This is a genomic window from Kolteria novifilia, from assembly GCA_007748055.1.
In the GTDB taxonomy this organism is placed as follows: domain Bacteria; phylum Planctomycetota; class Planctomycetia; order Kolteriales; family Kolteriaceae; genus Kolteria; species Kolteria novifilia.
In genome coordinates this window covers 3,211,666-3,227,127 of the sequence record CP036279.1, presented here as the reverse complement: position 1 = coordinate 3,227,127, position 15,462 = coordinate 3,211,666, and the positions used below count along the sequence as shown (strand labels likewise).

The following is a 15,462-nucleotide window of genomic DNA, read 5'->3' as shown; positions in this document are numbered from 1 at the left end:
TGATTTGATGAAACGAACTTGCCAATCAGGACACCATCGTCTTGATTCCACCACCTGGATGGGAGCCGCGATGATCGAGATCGAATGCCTGTGGGAGTGTGACGACGGTCTCGGCGAGTCGCCCATTTGGGTGGAAGAAGAGCACGCCCTCTACTGGTCGGATCACGTCGGTCCCGCGATCGACCTCGGCAATGGTCGCCGACCCTCGATCCGCCGGTTCGACGTGGGAACAAAAGAGACGGCAAGCTGGGAGATGCCCGAACAGGTCGGTTCCTTCGCCTTCCGCTCGAAAGGCGGGATCATCGCGGGCACCAACTCCGGGTTCGTCGGGATCGACCTCGACGAGCGCCACTACGAGCGACTCGTCGACGTCGAGATCGGCCGTCATCACCTCCGTCTCAACGACGGCAAGATCGATCGTCGGGGCCGCTACTGGTGCGGCACCATGGACTCGCGCCTCAAGAACAAGTCTGGACGCCTTTACCGGCTCGATCCCGATCGGAGCTGTCGAGCGGTCGTCGACGACTTCCAGTTCATCTGTTCCAACGGGATCGCCTTCAGCCCCGATGACAAGCGGATGTACTTTGGCGATACGAAGGGAGGCATGATCTACGTCTTCGACTTCGACCTCGACGATGGGGAGCTGAGCAACCGCCACGAATTCCACTCCCTGAAGGACCGGGAACGGGCCATCGTCGACGGCGCCACCGTCGACACCGACGGCTGCTACTGGTTTGCGCTGAACCTTGGCGGCAAGATCATCCGTCTCGACCCGAAGGGCCGCGTCGATCGGGAGATCACCATGCCCATCCCGAGTCCCACGTGCGTCACCTTCGGCGGCGACGATCATCGAACGCTCTACGTCACCTCCCAACAGGCCTTCGTCACCGACGAGGAGCTCGCGCGCCATCCTCGACCGGGGAGCCTCTTCGCGATCCACGGCCTCGGCGTTCAAGGACTCCCCGAGCCGAGGTTCGCCGGCTAGCAGCCTGAGTGGTTCGTTCATCGTCCAAGAGAATTTTCGGTGCCATGCCCACGCAAGCATGGTTTTCTTCGCATGCCCACGCAAGCATGGTTTTCTTCGCATGCCCACGCAAGCATGGTTTTCTTCGCATGCCCACGCAAGCATGGTTTTCTTCGCATGCCCACGCAAGCATGGTTTTCTTCGCATGCCCACGCAAGCATGGTTTTCTTCGCATGCCCACGCAAGCATGGGCATGGCACCCGGCTAGATTTCGGGTGTGAATCGACGATGACTTCTCACTGGCGGACCAGCAGCCAGTGCCAACCGAACTCTTGGATCCACCAACGCACTAGCCGCCCGCTAGCAAGTCATCGCGATCGCTCGTCCGTGCTGACCAAGATGCGCCTCGAGGTTCGCGAACGCCTCGCCCCAACCGTCGCGATGCGAGTCGCGCGAGGCCTGCGAACGGAAACCGCTCTGCTCAAAGGTCATGATCGTCTTGCCCTCTTCCTCACGGAGCGAGACGACCACCACCGTCTCGCGCGGCGGCGGGCCTTCCTCCTCCACCCAGACGTGCGTGAAGACGAGTCGCTCGGGAGGCTCGATCGCACGATACTCGCCGCGCACGTGAAACTCCCTGCCATCGGGAGCGAGCATCCCACTCTTCCATTCGCCGCCAGGCCGAAGATCCCCCTCCGCGTAAGTGACCGCGAAGTCCTTCGGACACGACCAGCGCAGCAGGTGCTCCCGCTCGGTCCAGGCCTTCCAAACAAGCTCCCGGGGAGCATCGAACGTGCGGGTCACGACGAGTTCGGGCGTCGACTCAGCGCTGACGTTAGCGTTGTTTGTCATCCTTCTTCCCTTCCGCTTGAAGTTCCTGCAAGTAACCATCCAACCGATCAAAACTCTCTTCCCAATACTTCCGATACTGCGCGATCCAATCGGACGCGTCCTTGAGCGGCTCCGCCTTCAGACGACACGGCCGCCACTGCGCCTTGCGTCCGCGCTCGATCAGTCCCGCCCGTTGCAACACCTTCAGGTGTTTCGTGATCGCCGGGGCCGTCATGTCGAAGGGCTCGGCCAATTCCCCCACCGTCCGCTCTCCCGACGCCAACCGCGAAAGGATCGCCCGGCGGGTCGGATCGGCGAGGGCCGAGAAGGTCAAACTGAGGTCGTCGTTCGCCACGGGGAACTCCATCGTGCCAGCTCATCGAGGTCGTGGTAGCCGCAACAGTCGACCTCCCCCGCGTGGTCACGCGCCAGTCGCCTGAGTTGTGCCAAGGAGGCCCGGCGCCGCGCGTCGTCGTCGGCGCGAAGCGCCGCGAGTTGACCGACCGGATGGTCGTCTCGGTCGAGTTCGACGCGGAGGTAGTACGCGTCCCCAACGTGCAGCAGCCATCGTTCGCCCTCCCTCACCGCGACACCGCAGTGCCCCAACGTGTGCCCGAACAGTGGGACAAGGAGCACGTCGACGCCGTTGCCAAGAGCGATCGACCGCGCTTCCAAGCCCAACCATCGCTCCCGACTCGGTCCGTGCAGTTGCCAACTCGGCCCGTGATCGAAGTGCGCCGGCGCGTAGCGGACGCGACCCCTCGCAAGGCTCACATGCTCCTCTCTCGAGAGATGGACCCGCGCCTCGGGAAAGTCGGCGAGCCCGCCGGTGTGGTCCGGGTCGGCATGCGTCAGGACGATGTCGGTCACGTCGTCGGCGCGAAAGCCCTGGCGCTCGAGTTGCCGGAGGATCGTCTCCTCTTCGTGGAACTGGAAGCCCTCGAGCCTGATCGTCTCTTCCCCGATCCTCTTCTCGGGTTCGGCGACGTCACGGAGCCCGATCCCGGTGTCGACGAGCGCGAGCTTGCCGCCGTGTTGAAGCACTAGGCAATGGCACCCGGCGCGGGGGTTGGGGGGAGCGTGCAACGTCCCCCCGATGAGGTGGTGGATCATCGTCGAATCGCCGCTGTCCGTTTCCATCAGGCCTCCCGTGTTGGACGATCCATTTAACCAACTAGCTAAATAACCACATGGTAAAATACAGGGCGCCAGACTGACCGTCAATGGTAACGGGCAACGCGGCGACAAGAACGTGACGCCGACGTCGGGATCGGACTAGGCTTCGTCTCAAAAGTTGATCGTTGGTCCGAGGCTCAGCGAGTTGGTGCGGGACGAGGAGGGCGAAGCAGGCGAATCCACTGGATTCGTCGATGCAGCCCGACAAAGTCCCGCGCCGACGCAGCCAGCCGAAGCCAGAGCCGACTTTTGAGACGGAGCCTAGGTCTTGGCCACCTCGGGAAGGTTGTCTAGTTCGATGATGGGACGGATCTCGACGGTCCCCTTCTTCGCGCCGGGGATGCGGCTCGCGTAGGCGATCGCCTCGTCGAGGTGCTCGACGTCGAGCAGGTAGTAGCCGCCGAGTTGCTCGCTCGTCTCCGCGAAGGGACCATCGGTGACGAGTCGTTTCCCCTCCCGAACGCGGACGCTCGTCGCCGTCGTCACCGGATAGAGCGGCGAGGCCCCGAGGAACTTCTTCTTCTCGTTCATCTCGTGACAGAGCCGCGTCGATTCCTCCATGCAGTCGCGCCGTTCCTCTTCCGTCCAGGCATCCTCCGCCCCATAGATGAGCAGCATGTATTTCACCGCGGAACCTCCCCATGTTCGACCATCAACCCTCTTCCCACGCCAACCAGAAGTCCGACGTGGCCGATCTACCTCTGCGTGTCAAGAATTCCCAACCTCTCCTTGGGGAGAGGTCGGCGAACGTCGTGAGCCGGGTGAGGGAGATTCCGGCTCGGCAACCTCGGGTGATTCGCGAAGACGAACCCCCTCACCCCTAACCCCTCTCCCACAGGGCTGAGGGGAACAATAGGCTGACTCTCCCACAGGGAGAGGGGAACAAGAGGCTGACTCTCCCACAGGGAGAGGAGAACAATAGGCTGACTCTCCCACAGGGAGAGGGGAACAAGAGGCTGACTCTCCCACAGGGAGAGGAGAACAATAGGCTGACTCTCCCACAGGGAGAGGGGAACAATAGGCTGACTCTCCCACGGGGAGAGGAGAAGCCTAGAGGCTGTCATTCAGGCTTCGACCGACCAGCCTGACACGCACGCCGGCCGACCTTCCTCGTGGCCCCCCACTCCCCCCTTCAGGCGTTCTCGTACGCTCGCTGAAGGGGTTCGATCTCGAGCTTGACCATCGTCATCATCACGCCCATCACGCGCCCGACCGTGTCGGCGTCCGCGGTGGCGAGGATCTTGGCCATCATGTTCGGGACGACCTGCCAGGAGACGCCGAACTTGTCCTTGAGCCAGCCGCACTGAACCTCCTTGCCTCCCTCGGTGAGCTTCTCCCAATAGGTGTCGATCTCCTCTTGGGTGTCGCAGCCGATGGAGAACGAGATCGCGTCGGTGAAGGGCCAATCTTCCCCGACGTTGAGGGCCACGAAGTTGGTGCCCGCGAGCGTGAACTCGACGGTCAACACCTTCCCGGTGCGCGGATCTTTCGCGATCGGCCCTAGCTCGGAATCGGGTAGAATCGAGACGTAGTGCTTCGCCGCCTCCTCCGCTTGGTCTCGGAACGAGAGAAATGGCGTGATCTTCTGCGTGAACTTCATGTCATTGCGTCCTTTCTGACAGGATGGAATCCCGGTCGAACATCGACTTTTGTCGGCCGCCGCATGGCTTGTCGTCGCCCTCTACCCGATAGTCGAGCGTGGGACCGAGGAATCGACAGACTCATCGAAAAAGTTCAGGAGAGCTGCGAAAGACGCCGTTGGAGAAAACGGCGTTCCGGTTCCTGCCGAGTCAGCGAGAGGGCCCGCTCGTAGCCGGCTCTCGCTTCCGAGGTCCGGCCGAGGCGGCGGCAAAGATCGCCTCGGGCGGCATGCGCCAGGTGGTAGTCCGTCAAGTCGCCCCGAGCGAGGATCGCCTCGATTCGTTTGAGACCGGCTTCGGGGCCGTCGCGCATCGCGATCGCGACCGCCCGGTTGAGTTCCACGACCGGACTGGGGGACGAGCGCAAGACGAGGTCGTAGAGAACGACGATCTGCCTCCAGTCGGTCTCGTCGGCGGTCGCGGCCTCCGAGTGAACCGCGGCGATCGCGGCCTGCAGGGTGTAGATCCCGAAACGCCCCGATCGCAGTGCCCGCTCGACAAGCTCCCGCCCTTCCGCGATGTGGTCCGCATCCCACCGCGACCGATCTTGATCCTCGAGCAGGACGAGATCCCCTTCGCTCGTCATGCGGGCCTCTCGTCGCGACTCGTGCAGCAACATCAACCCGAGCAAGCCCATCACTTCGGGATCGGGCAGCAGGTCGACCAAGATCCGACCGAGCCGGATGGCCTCCCCGGAGAGATCGCGGCGCGTGACCGACTCCCCCGAGGAGGCGGAGTAGCCCTCATTAAAGACGAGGTAGATCACCGAGAGCAGCGACTCGATCCGTTCGGGAAGATCGGCCACGGAGGGAACCTCGTAGGGAATGCCGGCGTCGCGGATCTTCGCTTTGCCTCGCACGATACGTTGGGCGATCGTCGCCGGCGACACCAGGAAGGAGCGAGCGACTTCCTCCGTCGTCAAGCCACACACCTCGCGCAGCGTCAGGGCGACTTGGGTATTGGGGGCGAGCGCCGGGTGACAGCAGGTGAAGATCAGCCGCAACTGGTCATCGCGAAACTCGGCTTCATCCCAGACCTCGTCCTCGGCGGCCGTCGACTCCTGGCGCTTGGCGACCTCGGCGAGCGAGGCATCGAAGCGCGAGCGGCGCCGCATGGTGTCGATCGCCTTGAATCGCCCCGAGGAGACGAGCCACGCCCTGGGGTTCTTCGGAACCCCCTCCGTTTCCCACTGTTCCAGCGCCGCGGCGAACGCCTCATGCATCACCTCCTCAGCAAGGTCGAAATCCCCCACGAGCCGAACCAGCGACGCAAAGACGCGCCGTCCTTCGGTCTGGTAGAGGTCGTCGACAACAGCGTGAAGGTCAGGCATGGTGACCGAGTGTTATCCTTTCAAGGCTCCGAGGTGCGAACGGGCTGTCGATCCAACTTCCCACCCGACGTCGGAACCGACTTCCGAGAGGCCGAGCGTTCGCCTAACGCATTACTATACTGCACCAAAGGGTGAACATCGATGCGTCACCCTCCTCGTCCCGACCATTGATTCTTGCATGTCGCCAAGCGACGATAGGGGATCGTCCCGCGAACCACCCACGGCAACCGCCACGTAAGAGCCATCACGGGCTCCCAGGAAGGAATCCTCCCGATCATGACACAAGTTCGATTCGCCCTTTTCGCCGGTTTGCTAGGCCTTGCTCTCGCGGGAAGCTCCCGGGCCGAGAACCAGAAACCGCTCAACGTTCTCTTTATCGCCGTCGACGATCTCCGGCCCGAACTGGGATGCTACGGTCACCCGGTTGTCAAGACGCCGAACATCGACCGCTTGGCGAGTCAAGGCACTCTCTTCACACGCGCCTACTGCCAGCAGGCGGTCTGCAACCCCTCGCGGGCGTCGCTGATGACGGCGCTTCGTCCCGAGTCGACGGGGGTAATGGATTTGCCCACCTACTTCCGCGACAAAAGGCCGAACGCCGTCACCGTCGCCCAACACTTCAAGGAGAACGGCTACCACTCGCAAGGAATCGGCAAGATCTATCACACCGGCCACGGCAACAAGGATGACGCTCTCTCCTGGAGCGTGCGGGAGAAGTTCAAGCGAGCGTCTCGCTTTGGTCCCGAGGGGAGGAAGCTCTTGGCTCGCCTGCGCCGTGAGGCCAAGGCCAAGGGGATCGACCTCAAGGATCCGCGCATTAACCCGCGCGGCCTTCCTTGGGAAGCCCCCGACGTCGCCGACGAGCTGCTGACCGACGGCGATTTCTGCGAGCGGGCGATCAAGATCCTCCGCGAGCACAAGGACGAGCCCTTCTTTCTCGCGGTCGGCTTCCTCAATCCCCACCTCCCCTTCGTCGCGCCGAAGAAGTATTGGGACCTCTACGATCCTGAGAAGATCGAACTCGCCGACAATCCCCATCCCCCCAAGGGCTCGCCCAAGGTGGCGCACACGAGTTGGGGTGAGCTACGCAAATACTACGGCATGCCGAAAAAGGGGCCGCTCAGCGAGGAGCAAGCCCGGACCGCGATCCATGGCTACTGGGCGGCGACCAGCTACGTCGACGCTCTGGTCGGTCGGCTGCTGAACGAACTCGATCGACTGGGACTGCGTGACGACACCGTCGTCATCCTCTGGGGCGATCATGGCTGGCAACTCGGCGAGCACGGCTTCTGGTGCAAGCACACCAACTACGAAGTGGCCGCCCGTGTGCCGCTGATCATCTCCGTGCCCGGCCAGAAGAACGCCGGCGCCAAGTCGGACGCCCTCGTCGAGTTCGTCGATGTCTTTCCGACGCTCAGCGACGTCTGCGGCCTCTCGACGCCCGAGGGACTTGAGGGAGTGAGCTTTCGCCCGTTGCTGGACGATCCCAATCGCTCTTGGAAGAAGGCGGCGTTTCACCTCTACCCCCGGAACATCAAGGGCAAGGGACGCTGCCTGGGGCGAGCGATCCGCACCGACCGCTACCGGCTCGTCGAATGGAGGATGCTCAAGGACAGGAAGCTCGTCGGCCGGGAACTCTATGACCTCGAGAACGACCCGGACGAGAATACCAACCTGGCCAAGCGTCCCGAACTCGCTCCGGTCGTGGCCCAGCTTTCCGGGGAGTTGAAGGCGGGTTGGCGCGACGCCCTGCCCGAGTGACCAGGGAGAACGGGTCGCGACGCCTGTTGTGCGTTTCGTGACGGTTGGGAGAGCCTGGCCCCGACCGCCTCGCCGAGAAGGCGCCCCGAGCCCAGTTGCCGAAATCTCACGGCTGGCTACCATCGGAGAAGGCGCGACGAGGGTCGCGATTCCTGTCGGTCATTGGGGCATCAAGGACGAGAGCATGCGAATCGCTCAGTTTCTCTGGTACGTCTGCATGCTCGTGTTGGTCGGCCTCGTCCTGGGCCTGACCGCGTTGATCCTTGGCGGACCGTCGGACGCACTCAATCGCGGACGTCCGATTCGGCTCGTCTTCGACTTCAGCAATGAAGTGCTGCCCGGCATCGATGTTAAGAACACCCATGGATCGCAAATCAGTGTCGGCCCCGTCAACGTCCACGGAAAACAGTTTCTCGACTTTCGGATCAGTCACCGCGAGAAGCAGCTCATTCATCTCCTCTCGCGACACGATGGGCCGATCGCCGAAATCCTCATGACCAATGCCGTCCCGGCCGAACTGGTGGGGGTGGCGACGGAACGATTCCGTCTGCGCGACGCCGCCAGCAAGAGAGTCTTTCCGCGCTACCACATCTTTCCGCCCGGCCACTACCATCTCCAAGCGGAACTTCACTTCTGGTCGGAAGACAAGCCGAAGTGACGGCTCCTCCTCGATCGGCCAGCTATCAGTCCGTTGATCAAAACGGGCCAAGGCGAGAACGAGCGATGTTGGCCACGATCAAGGAGGCAAATCGCAGGCGAATCCCTAGATTCGTCGAGGTTCTACAACGCCGAGATTGGTCAAGAGAGCCGTTCGCATCTGGCAGCGAGTAGATCAACGGGCTGTTGGCCACCGCGCCGGACTCGCACTCTACCCACACAAAACCGAGTAGAGCCGCATAACACTGCCGGATAGAACCACCATTCGCCACCGCCCCGGCTCAAGGAGCGGTGGTGCGACACTTGACACTACTCTTCCTGACGGCAAAACCGTAAAGGTTCACATTAAGAAGTGGCGGACGCAACTGTTTCAATTCTCGATATGCTCAACGACGACATGGTCAGCCACGGACTTGTCGTTCAGTGCTTACAGAAATCTGCAACGGCATCTGACCAGCTACATGGTCAAATCAGGAACATGCTGACGAATCTTCTCTCTTCCGGCAGCGTTGATGTTGGTGAAGCAAAGCTGTCTTCGCCAGAGCACGTCGAGTTCATCGCATGGAACGGGTCAGTAGAGGGTCGAGTCGAACGAGCATTGGCAGCGATTGATACGGCGGCCGGTCCAGACAAGGAGTTTGCTTATTGGCTGTGCCTTCGGCAAAACATCGACCGCGTTGAAGACGATCGCTAGTGCCCTGATGGGCAAGTTCGTTCATGAATTATCGCCCCTCTGATCGTGCGGCAGTTTGCCCAATCTCAGGCGTTCCCCGCATGCCCACGGCGAGCGTGGGCACGCCACCCAGGCCACTACCATCTCCAAGCGGAACTTCACTTCTGGTCGGAAGACAAGCCGAAGTGACGGCTCCTCCTCGATCGGCCAGCTAGCCAAGTAGGGCAGATCAAGACCCACCCTGCACGGCTCAATCCTTCGTCGCGTTGGTCTGTGCCAAGACGGGATCCTTGACCTGATGCTGCCACTCGTGGAGTTGCGCCTTGAGGCGGGCACGGGTCTTGGCGTGTCGGGGATCATCCGATAGGTCGCGCAACTCGTTCGGGTCATGGACGAGATCGAAGAGTTGGACGCGGTCGATCTTCGGATAGTGGATCAACTTCCACCGATCGTCGCGAATCATGCGCTGCGCGTCGCGAAAGTAGCCGAAGACGTGCGGATGAATCTCCTTCTCCTTGTCGGCGAAGACCGCCGCGAACGAGCGACCGTTGACCGATGCGGGGATCGCCGCTCCCGTCAGCTCGCAGCACGTTGGGTAGATGTCGCGCAAGTAGACCTGGGCGTCGCGCCGTTCGCCCTTGGGGATGCCGGGGCCGCGAACGATCAACGGCACGCCGATCGTGTGCTCGTACATATTTTGCTTGCCGCGAAGCCCGTGACTGCCGACCGCCAAACCGTGATCGCTCGTGTAGAGCACGATCGTGTTGTCGGACTCGCCGCGCCGGTCGAGTTCGTTCAAAATGCGTCCGACTTGGGCGTCGAGGTGGCTGATGACGCGGTAGTACATCGCTAGCTCATCCTTGACTCCCGCCTTCGTTCTCGGCCAGGGAAGTAGCTGTTCGTCGCGGCCGTCGAAGTTGCCGTGATCGAACGGATGCCGGGGGAGAAAGTTCTTCGGCAACGCCATCGACTCCGGCGGATAGCGGTCGGCGTAGCCGGGAGGCATGATCAGCGGATCGTGCGGCGCCGTGAAGTTGACGTGGAGGAAGAAGGGTTTCTCCCGTTCGCGTCCGATCAACTCGATGGCGGCGTCGGCGAAGTGAGAGCTGATGTTCGGGGTGAGCCCGACACCAAGTTCGGGGTGCTTGGTTCGGTCGTCGTCTTGAAAGATCCAGCCGCGATAGCCGGTGATCGGACGGCCCTTCCAATCGACTTGGTCCTTCCACCACTTCCCGCCCCCGCTGCCGAAGAGACCCCGACTCTCCTCGTAGCCGTGGTCCTTGGGGCGGTCGTTGTTGTGCCACTTGCCGACGTACCACGCGTGGTAGCCGTCGCGAACCATCGCCTCGGGGAAGGTCGTCAGGTCGGGGTTGATCTTGCGACCAAAGTCGAGCGTTCCGTTGGTGAACCCATCGCATCCGGTGAGGATCTCGGCGCGACTTGGCGTGCAGATCGGGTTGGCGCAGACCGCGCGGGTGAAGGAGGTTCCCTCCCGTACGAGTCGGTCGAGGTTCGGCGTTTCGATCGCGTCGTTGCCGAGAGCGCCGATGGTGTCGGGACGCTGATCGTCGCTGACCAGCAGAAGAATGTTCGGCTTCGCCTCGCCCGCCCATGTGGTTGTCGGCGCGAGAAACCAGATGACGGAGCATAGCAGCGTGATCGCAAGGGATTTCATGGTGGGTCTCCCAAGGGGGTGAACAACGACCGGTGGGTGGGCACGAGAGGACGAGACGATTCGCGTCCTCGGGCTTCGGGTTGGGTGAAGCTCCGGTTGGAACATTCATTGCCAACAAGTCTCTTCTGCGCCATGCCCACGTTTGTGAGCAAGTGTCCGAATGATAGACGGATACCGCATCCCCACGAAGACGTGGGCATGACACCTGAGAAACCTCTTCGCGACGAATCAGGCGATCAGGAGACTACGGCTGGAGAGTCTTGAGGGCCTGTTCGTGCAGTTCTTGACTGGCGGAGGAAATGAGACTGCCGCCAAAGGCGACGTTCTCCCGCTGGCCGGTCAAGTTCGAAACAATGCCGCCCGCTTCCTCGACGCATGGAACCAGCGCCCCGATATCCCAAGGCGCCATCAGCGTATCGACGGCGACGTGAAGTCGGCCCCGGCACACCAAGCCGTGTTGCAGGCAGTCGGTCACGAATCGGAAACGACTGGCGGCGCGAACCAGATCGAGAATCTTGTAGGGAGGTTGCCCCTCTTCGTGCTCGACCTCCGACCCGTGCAGCCCCCCTGTCGCCACGTAGGCTTCGTCGAGACTCGTCACCGGATCGACGCGGACGCGCACCGGCTCTTGGTCGCCCTCCTGATACCAGCAGCCACCGCCACGAGCGGCGAAGAGCGTCTCCTTGATCGCGGGCATGTGGATCACCCCGACGACGGGATCGCCCTCCTCGAGCAACGCGATGAGAGTTCCGAAGAGAGGAATCCCGAGGGTGAAGGAGGCGGTCCCGTCGAGCGGGTCGACCAGCCATTGCCGCGCGGCGCCCGCGATCCCTCCCTGCCCGAACTCCTCGCCCAGGATGTCATGGTCGGGGTAGCGATCGACCAAGCGTTCGCGAATGGCCTCCTCCGCCTCGCGATCGGCCGCGGTCACTTCGGTACCGTCGGGCTTGATACTGACCGCGCAGCGACGAAAGTGCGGCATGATCTTGCGTTCCGCGGCGCGGGCGAGTTTCATCGCGAATGACAGGTACTCTTCTCGTTCTTGATCCACCATGATATCCTTCGTTGGGTACGAGCCGATCGGCGAGAGCGACCGCGCTGGCTCCGGGAACTTCTCAATTGTGGTGCGGCCATTATAACGACCAGTGGCCAGGGACGCGTTCTCCCACTATCCAAACGCCCGGGAGTCAGCCATGGAACTCGACAAGAGCCTCGATCGTATCCTCGAACGAACCGACGCCGAGCTTGCCAAGCATTTTTACGATACCGTCCTCGCGAACCACGATGATATCGCGGCGTTTTTCGACGGCGTCGACATGTGGTACCAGTCCGCCATCCTCACCATCGGGCTCCAGACCGTCGTGCGCTACTACCGCTTTCGCGGCAAGATGCAGCGCCGCTTCCTCGTCGCGCTCGGGCACTTGCACTACACGCTCCGGATCCCCAAGAGCTTGTATCCCAAGTTCATCGACTCGTTGGTCGCGTCGATCAAGATGTTCAGTGAAGAAGATTGGAACGAGGAGGTCGAGCAGCAGTGGCGCGAAGCGCTTGACCTCGGCGTCGACACGATGTTCGAGGGCTATGTCGAAGAACTTCCGATCGTCGACTAGCACACCGTCAAGCCCCGAAATCCGGGTGCCACTGGCTGCTTGTCAGCCACTGCGAACGACTTACGCAAGCGGGAACCCGAAGTTGGATCTTTGACGATGCACCCGAGTCTCTTGGGGCAGGTTCGTTGCATCAACTCTAGGCTTCGAATGTGCGGAAGATTGCCGAGTCACAGGCATTTCCCGCATGCCCACGCAAGCATGGTTTTCTCCGCATGCCCACGCAAGCATGGGCATGGCACCCAAGAGACTCTTGGGCGATCAACGAAGCGATCGGGCTGCTAGCGTCGGCGGCGGGGCAATTGCGACTTTGGAGGATGCTCGACTTCGATGAGCAGTTCTCCCTTGAGGGGGATCTCGGCGGTGATGCCCGACTTCTTTGGATCCATGTACTTCGAGTCGACGAGTGGAACTTGTGGCGGCGGGTTCTCGCTGTATTCCTGCGGTTCGTACGCCTGGACCAAGTAGACGCGGTACTCGCCAGGCATCACCCCGTCGGCCAAGTCGAACGTCCCCAGGGTGAAGGTCCCGTCCTCCTTGATGTAGCCGGAGGATCCGTTGGGCGACTCGGTCGACTCGAGGACCACCTTCCCCGCGATCACCGGTTCCTCGCTGCCCTTGTAGACGACGCGCCCGGTCACGGGAACGCGAGGAGGTTTCGAATCACACCCGACGACTACCATCAGCACCAGCGCTGCCGGAAGAACGCTCATCAATCGGTTAGACATGTCTTCGTTCTCATCAAGGAAGTTCAACAATACTGCCATCTCGGGCATTGCCCAAGTTGCTCACGATCGAGGTCGACACGGTGACGCTCAACGGACGGATGGAGCCATCCCCCATCAGGAAGTTGACCACCCCGGAGTGCCAGCTTCCGAGAGCCGGGCCTAGGATGCCGATACGCGGATCGCGCGTCGTCGTCGCCAACGGGCGATTGTACGTCGGCCCACTGATCCAATGCGATCCATAGGCGCCCGGCCCGTTGGCTCGGTTCCAGTAGATGTAACCATCCCGACCGGGCAGATCGTTCGCGTCCAGGTCGCCACCCGAATGGCAACAGTCCCTCGCGGTCCCCATGATATCCTGCGACACGTACTTTTCCGCAAGAACCGCCGTTTTACTGAGCCCATCGGTCACGTAAGCCGCGTTGGTCCTGGGCTGCCAACCGACAGTCGTGCGTAGCATGGGCCGACTCATCGAAGGGGCCTCGAGGTTGTCGTCGCGTCCGTTCCCGTCGAGATCGACCGCCGCTCTGGCAACCTGCAGGACGCCCGAATGCTCCTCCGGTTCCCAGTGAAAATGCCAAGTGGTACGCCCGTCCGTCGAGTCCGTCCAGTCGACGATCGCATAGTCGCCGACGGAGACGTTCTTGCTGTTGACGCTCCCGGCACGTCGACGCGTGGGACAGACGTAGAGTCCGAGCGTTCCCTTACCGCGGCTGAGAATTTCCTGGTTTCTCTGAGCCGCCGCCACGACGTCGGACCCGACGGTCCCGGCGAAGATCGGATTGGCCGCGGCCCCCGGTGCGTGTATCTCCAGCCGATCGTACATCGATTGCTGATCGATGTAGGGCAAGATCACCGCCCAAAAGGTCAGCTTGCCATCGCCCAGCGTCGCTGGTGGAAAACCTCCTCGCGCATCGTGGAACTGATGAATCGCGATGCCGAGTTCCCGCAGGTTGCGATGACAACTGGTCATGCGGGCCGATTCACGGGCTTGCTGCACCGCCGGGAGAAGCAGAGAGACCAGGATGCCGATGATGGCGATCACGACCAGCAGCTCGACCAACGTGAACGCTCGGCGCCGCTCACGACTTCTCCCACGATTGGTGCGCATCGCCAGTCTCCTCGCAATAGCTTCGTTATTTCGTGTCGTTGCATTCCACGTCTTCTTCCGTCACCAAGTGAATTGGGCCGTGTCGGTGTCCGGATCTCGGAGGACACCGACCGGAGGAACGTCTCAAGCGCCGAGGACTCGAGACGTCCGACGTTTCATGGTGCGTCGGTGGCTTGGCGTCACTGCGGCAACGTGACGATCTCACCGTCGCTGGCATGCCCCATCGCGCCGATGATCGAGGTCGACACGTTGACGTTCACCGGCTTGACCGCCCCGTCGGCCATGAGAAAGTGAACCGCCCCCGGGTGCCAACTTCCCAATGATGGTCCGTGTTGGCCCACCATCGGATCGATCGACGACCGCGCCAGGGGCCGATCCCGGGTGGGACCGCCGATCCAGAAGTCGCCGTAGCCCCCAGGTCCGAATGAGCCGTGCCAGTAGATATAGCCGTCGCGACCGCGCTGCTCCGATGTCCCCACGACGCCGTTGGCGTAGCAACAGTCGTTCGCCGTCCCCATGATTGTCTGGTTGACGAACTTCTCCGCGAGCAGCGCCGTCTTGCTCAGGCCGTCGGAGACGTGGGCTGCTTTGGTGCGCGGTTTCCACCCCTTGGTCGACTCGAGCATGTCGTTCGTCGGTTGCTCGAGGTTGTCGGGCGTCCCCGAGTCGTCGAGATCGACGTCGGCCAGCGCCACTTGAAGCACGCCCTTCTGCGTATCGACGTCGCGATAGAGTCTCCACTCGCCCGCGGCGCTGGTCGACCAACTGGTGATCGCGTAGTCGCCGACCGCGCGACTGATGCTGTTGATCGCCCCTCGACTGCGACGGGTCGGACAAACATAGCCCGACGGCGTCCCCGAACCCTCGGCGAGCACCGCCTCGTTGGAAGCCGACGCCGCCCGCACGGCCGAGGACAAGCCGGAGATGGGATTCCCCGAGTGCGCCGAGGCGTCCATGTCGAGACGATCGTACAATTGCTGTTGATCGACGTAGGGAAGAATCACTGCCCAAAAGGTCAGCTTGCCAAACCCAAGCGTCGCGGGCGGAAAGCCCCCGTGGGCATCGTGAAATTCGTGAACCGCCACGCCAAGCTGACGAAGATTGTTGCGACAATTCGTTGAGCGAGCCGCCTCGCGAGCCTGCTGGACGGCGGGAAGCAACAGGCTCACCAGAATGCCGATGATCGCGATCACGACCAATAACTCGACGAGCGTGAACCCTCGGGGGCCGCGACGAACATGAAGTGAAGAACGGTGCACCACGAAACTCCTTACTGGGAATCAATGAACCGAACACCTTTCCATCGGCTCCC

16 protein-coding genes are annotated in these 15,462 nt (G+C 62.1%); 5 read left to right on the top strand and 11 right to left on the bottom strand.

What is annotated here, in order from left to right; genetic code table 11:
- The first annotated feature begins 70 nt into the window (after positions 1-70).
- Positions 71-985, top strand: a complete 915-nt coding sequence (locus Pan216_RS11840) for an SMP-30/gluconolactonase/LRE family protein (RefSeq protein ID WP_419193553.1) — start codon at positions 71-73, stop codon at positions 983-985.
- Positions 986-1,324: 339 nt separating this feature from the next.
- Here Pan216_RS11840 and Pan216_RS11835 read toward each other — a convergent pair whose 3' ends face one another.
- The 6 genes from Pan216_RS11835 to Pan216_RS11810 form a co-directional block, all read right to left on the bottom strand.
- Positions 1,325-1,816, bottom strand: a complete 492-nt coding sequence (locus Pan216_RS11835) for an SRPBCC family protein (RefSeq protein WP_145258195.1) — start codon at positions 1,814-1,816, stop codon at positions 1,325-1,327.
- Positions 1,800-2,150 carry an ArsR/SmtB family transcription factor gene (locus Pan216_RS11830; RefSeq protein ID WP_145258194.1) on the bottom strand — a complete coding sequence of 117 codons (351 nt, stop codon included), beginning with the start codon at positions 2,148-2,150 and terminating at the stop codon, positions 1,800-1,802. Before Pan216_RS11830 ends, Pan216_RS11835 begins: the two co-directional genes overlap by 17 nt.
- Entirely contained in the window at positions 2,126-2,935 is an 810-nt protein-coding gene (locus Pan216_RS11825; protein ID WP_145258193.1) for an MBL fold metallo-hydrolase, read from the bottom strand. The genes Pan216_RS11830 and Pan216_RS11825 overlap by 25 nt, the downstream gene beginning before the upstream one ends.
- Positions 2,936-3,232: 297 nt before the next feature.
- Positions 3,233-3,598 carry a YciI family protein gene (locus tag Pan216_RS11820; protein ID WP_145258192.1) on the bottom strand — a complete coding sequence of 122 codons (366 nt, stop codon included), beginning with the start codon at positions 3,596-3,598 and terminating at the stop codon, positions 3,233-3,235.
- Between the two features lie 505 nt (positions 3,599-4,103).
- A complete protein-coding gene (locus tag Pan216_RS11815; RefSeq protein WP_145258191.1) occupies positions 4,104-4,571 on the bottom strand; it encodes a VOC family protein in 468 nt (155 codons plus the stop codon).
- Between the two features lie 134 nt (positions 4,572-4,705).
- Positions 4,706-5,941: an RNA polymerase sigma factor gene (locus Pan216_RS11810; protein WP_145258190.1), complete on the bottom strand. Its 1,236-nt coding sequence runs from the start codon at positions 5,939-5,941 to the stop codon at positions 4,706-4,708.
- A 276-nt stretch (positions 5,942-6,217) separates the two neighbouring features.
- Here Pan216_RS11810 and Pan216_RS11805 point away from each other — a divergent pair, with 276 nt between their 5' ends.
- The 3 genes from Pan216_RS11805 (at position 6,218) to Pan216_RS11795 (ending at position 9,053) form a co-directional block, all read left to right on the top strand.
- Entirely contained in the window at positions 6,218-7,702 is a 1,485-nt protein-coding gene (locus Pan216_RS11805; protein WP_145258189.1) for a sulfatase, read from the top strand.
- 184 nt (positions 7,703-7,886) lie between these two features.
- Positions 7,887-8,360: a hypothetical protein gene (locus Pan216_RS11800; protein ID WP_145258188.1), complete on the top strand. Its 474-nt coding sequence runs from the start codon at positions 7,887-7,889 to the stop codon at positions 8,358-8,360.
- Between the two features lie 351 nt (positions 8,361-8,711).
- Complete coding sequence (locus Pan216_RS11795) at positions 8,712-9,053, top strand: hypothetical protein (protein ID WP_145258187.1); 342 nt, start codon at positions 8,712-8,714, stop codon at positions 9,051-9,053.
- Between the two features lie 229 nt (positions 9,054-9,282).
- On the opposite strand, the gene Pan216_RS11790 is transcribed toward Pan216_RS11795, so the two are convergent.
- Positions 9,283-10,707, bottom strand: a complete 1,425-nt coding sequence (locus Pan216_RS11790; protein WP_145258186.1) for a sulfatase family protein — start codon at positions 10,705-10,707, stop codon at positions 9,283-9,285.
- A 244-nt stretch (positions 10,708-10,951) separates the two neighbouring features.
- Positions 10,952-11,761, bottom strand: coding sequence for an inositol monophosphatase family protein (locus tag Pan216_RS11785; RefSeq protein ID WP_419193552.1), 810 nt, complete (start codon positions 11,759-11,761; stop codon positions 10,952-10,954).
- 139 nt (positions 11,762-11,900) lie between these two features.
- Here Pan216_RS11785 and Pan216_RS11780 point away from each other — a divergent pair, with 139 nt between their 5' ends.
- A complete protein-coding gene (locus tag Pan216_RS11780) occupies positions 11,901-12,317 on the top strand; it encodes a globin domain-containing protein (RefSeq protein WP_145258184.1) in 417 nt (138 codons plus the stop codon).
- A gap of 278 nt (positions 12,318-12,595) precedes the next feature.
- Here Pan216_RS11780 and Pan216_RS11775 read toward each other — a convergent pair whose 3' ends face one another.
- From Pan216_RS11775 to Pan216_RS11765, 3 genes are all read right to left on the bottom strand, one after another.
- Entirely contained in the window at positions 12,596-13,042 is a 447-nt protein-coding gene (locus Pan216_RS11775; RefSeq protein ID WP_145258183.1) for a hypothetical protein, read from the bottom strand.
- A gap of 13 nt (positions 13,043-13,055) precedes the next feature.
- The gene (locus Pan216_RS11770) at positions 13,056-14,150 is read right to left on the bottom strand and encodes a DUF1559 family PulG-like putative transporter (RefSeq protein WP_145263888.1); all 1,095 of its coding nucleotides are present in this window, start codon (positions 14,148-14,150) and stop codon (positions 13,056-13,058) included.
- A gap of 179 nt (positions 14,151-14,329) precedes the next feature.
- Positions 14,330-15,409, bottom strand: a complete 1,080-nt coding sequence (locus Pan216_RS11765) for a DUF1559 family PulG-like putative transporter (protein WP_419193551.1) — start codon at positions 15,407-15,409, stop codon at positions 14,330-14,332.
- Positions 15,410-15,462: the final 53 nt, after the last annotated feature.

What these genes read in the sequence shown, in the direction of transcription:
- Pan216_RS11785 (WP_419193552.1), bottom strand. Translation starts at nt 11,761, where the DNA reads ATGGTGGATCAAGAACGAGAAGAGTACCTGTCATTCGCGATGAAACTC.
- Pan216_RS11810 (WP_145258190.1), bottom strand. Translation starts at nt 5,941, where the DNA reads ATGCCTGACCTTCACGCTGTTGTCGACGACCTCTACCAGACCGAAGGA.
- Pan216_RS11770 (WP_145263888.1), bottom strand. Translation starts at nt 14,150, where the DNA reads ATGCGCACCAATCGTGGGAGAAGTCGTGAGCGGCGCCGAGCGTTCACG.
- Pan216_RS11840 (WP_419193553.1), top strand. Translation starts at nt 71, where the DNA reads ATGATCGAGATCGAATGCCTGTGGGAGTGTGACGACGGTCTCGGCGAG.
- Pan216_RS11775 (WP_145258183.1), bottom strand. Translation starts at nt 13,042, where the DNA reads ATGTCTAACCGATTGATGAGCGTTCTTCCGGCAGCGCTGGTGCTGATG.
- Pan216_RS11790 (WP_145258186.1), bottom strand. Translation starts at nt 10,707, where the DNA reads ATGAAATCCCTTGCGATCACGCTGCTATGCTCCGTCATCTGGTTTCTC.
- Pan216_RS11825 (WP_145258193.1), bottom strand. Translation starts at nt 2,935, where the DNA reads ATGGAAACGGACAGCGGCGATTCGACGATGATCCACCACCTCATCGGG.
- Pan216_RS11805 (WP_145258189.1), top strand. Translation starts at nt 6,218, where the DNA reads ATGACACAAGTTCGATTCGCCCTTTTCGCCGGTTTGCTAGGCCTTGCT.
- Pan216_RS11780 (WP_145258184.1), top strand. Translation starts at nt 11,901, where the DNA reads ATGGAACTCGACAAGAGCCTCGATCGTATCCTCGAACGAACCGACGCC.
- Pan216_RS11835 (WP_145258195.1), bottom strand. Translation starts at nt 1,816, where the DNA reads ATGACAAACAACGCTAACGTCAGCGCTGAGTCGACGCCCGAACTCGTC.
- Pan216_RS11815 (WP_145258191.1), bottom strand. Translation starts at nt 4,571, where the DNA reads ATGAAGTTCACGCAGAAGATCACGCCATTTCTCTCGTTCCGAGACCAA.
- Pan216_RS11800 (WP_145258188.1), top strand. Translation starts at nt 7,887, where the DNA reads ATGCGAATCGCTCAGTTTCTCTGGTACGTCTGCATGCTCGTGTTGGTC.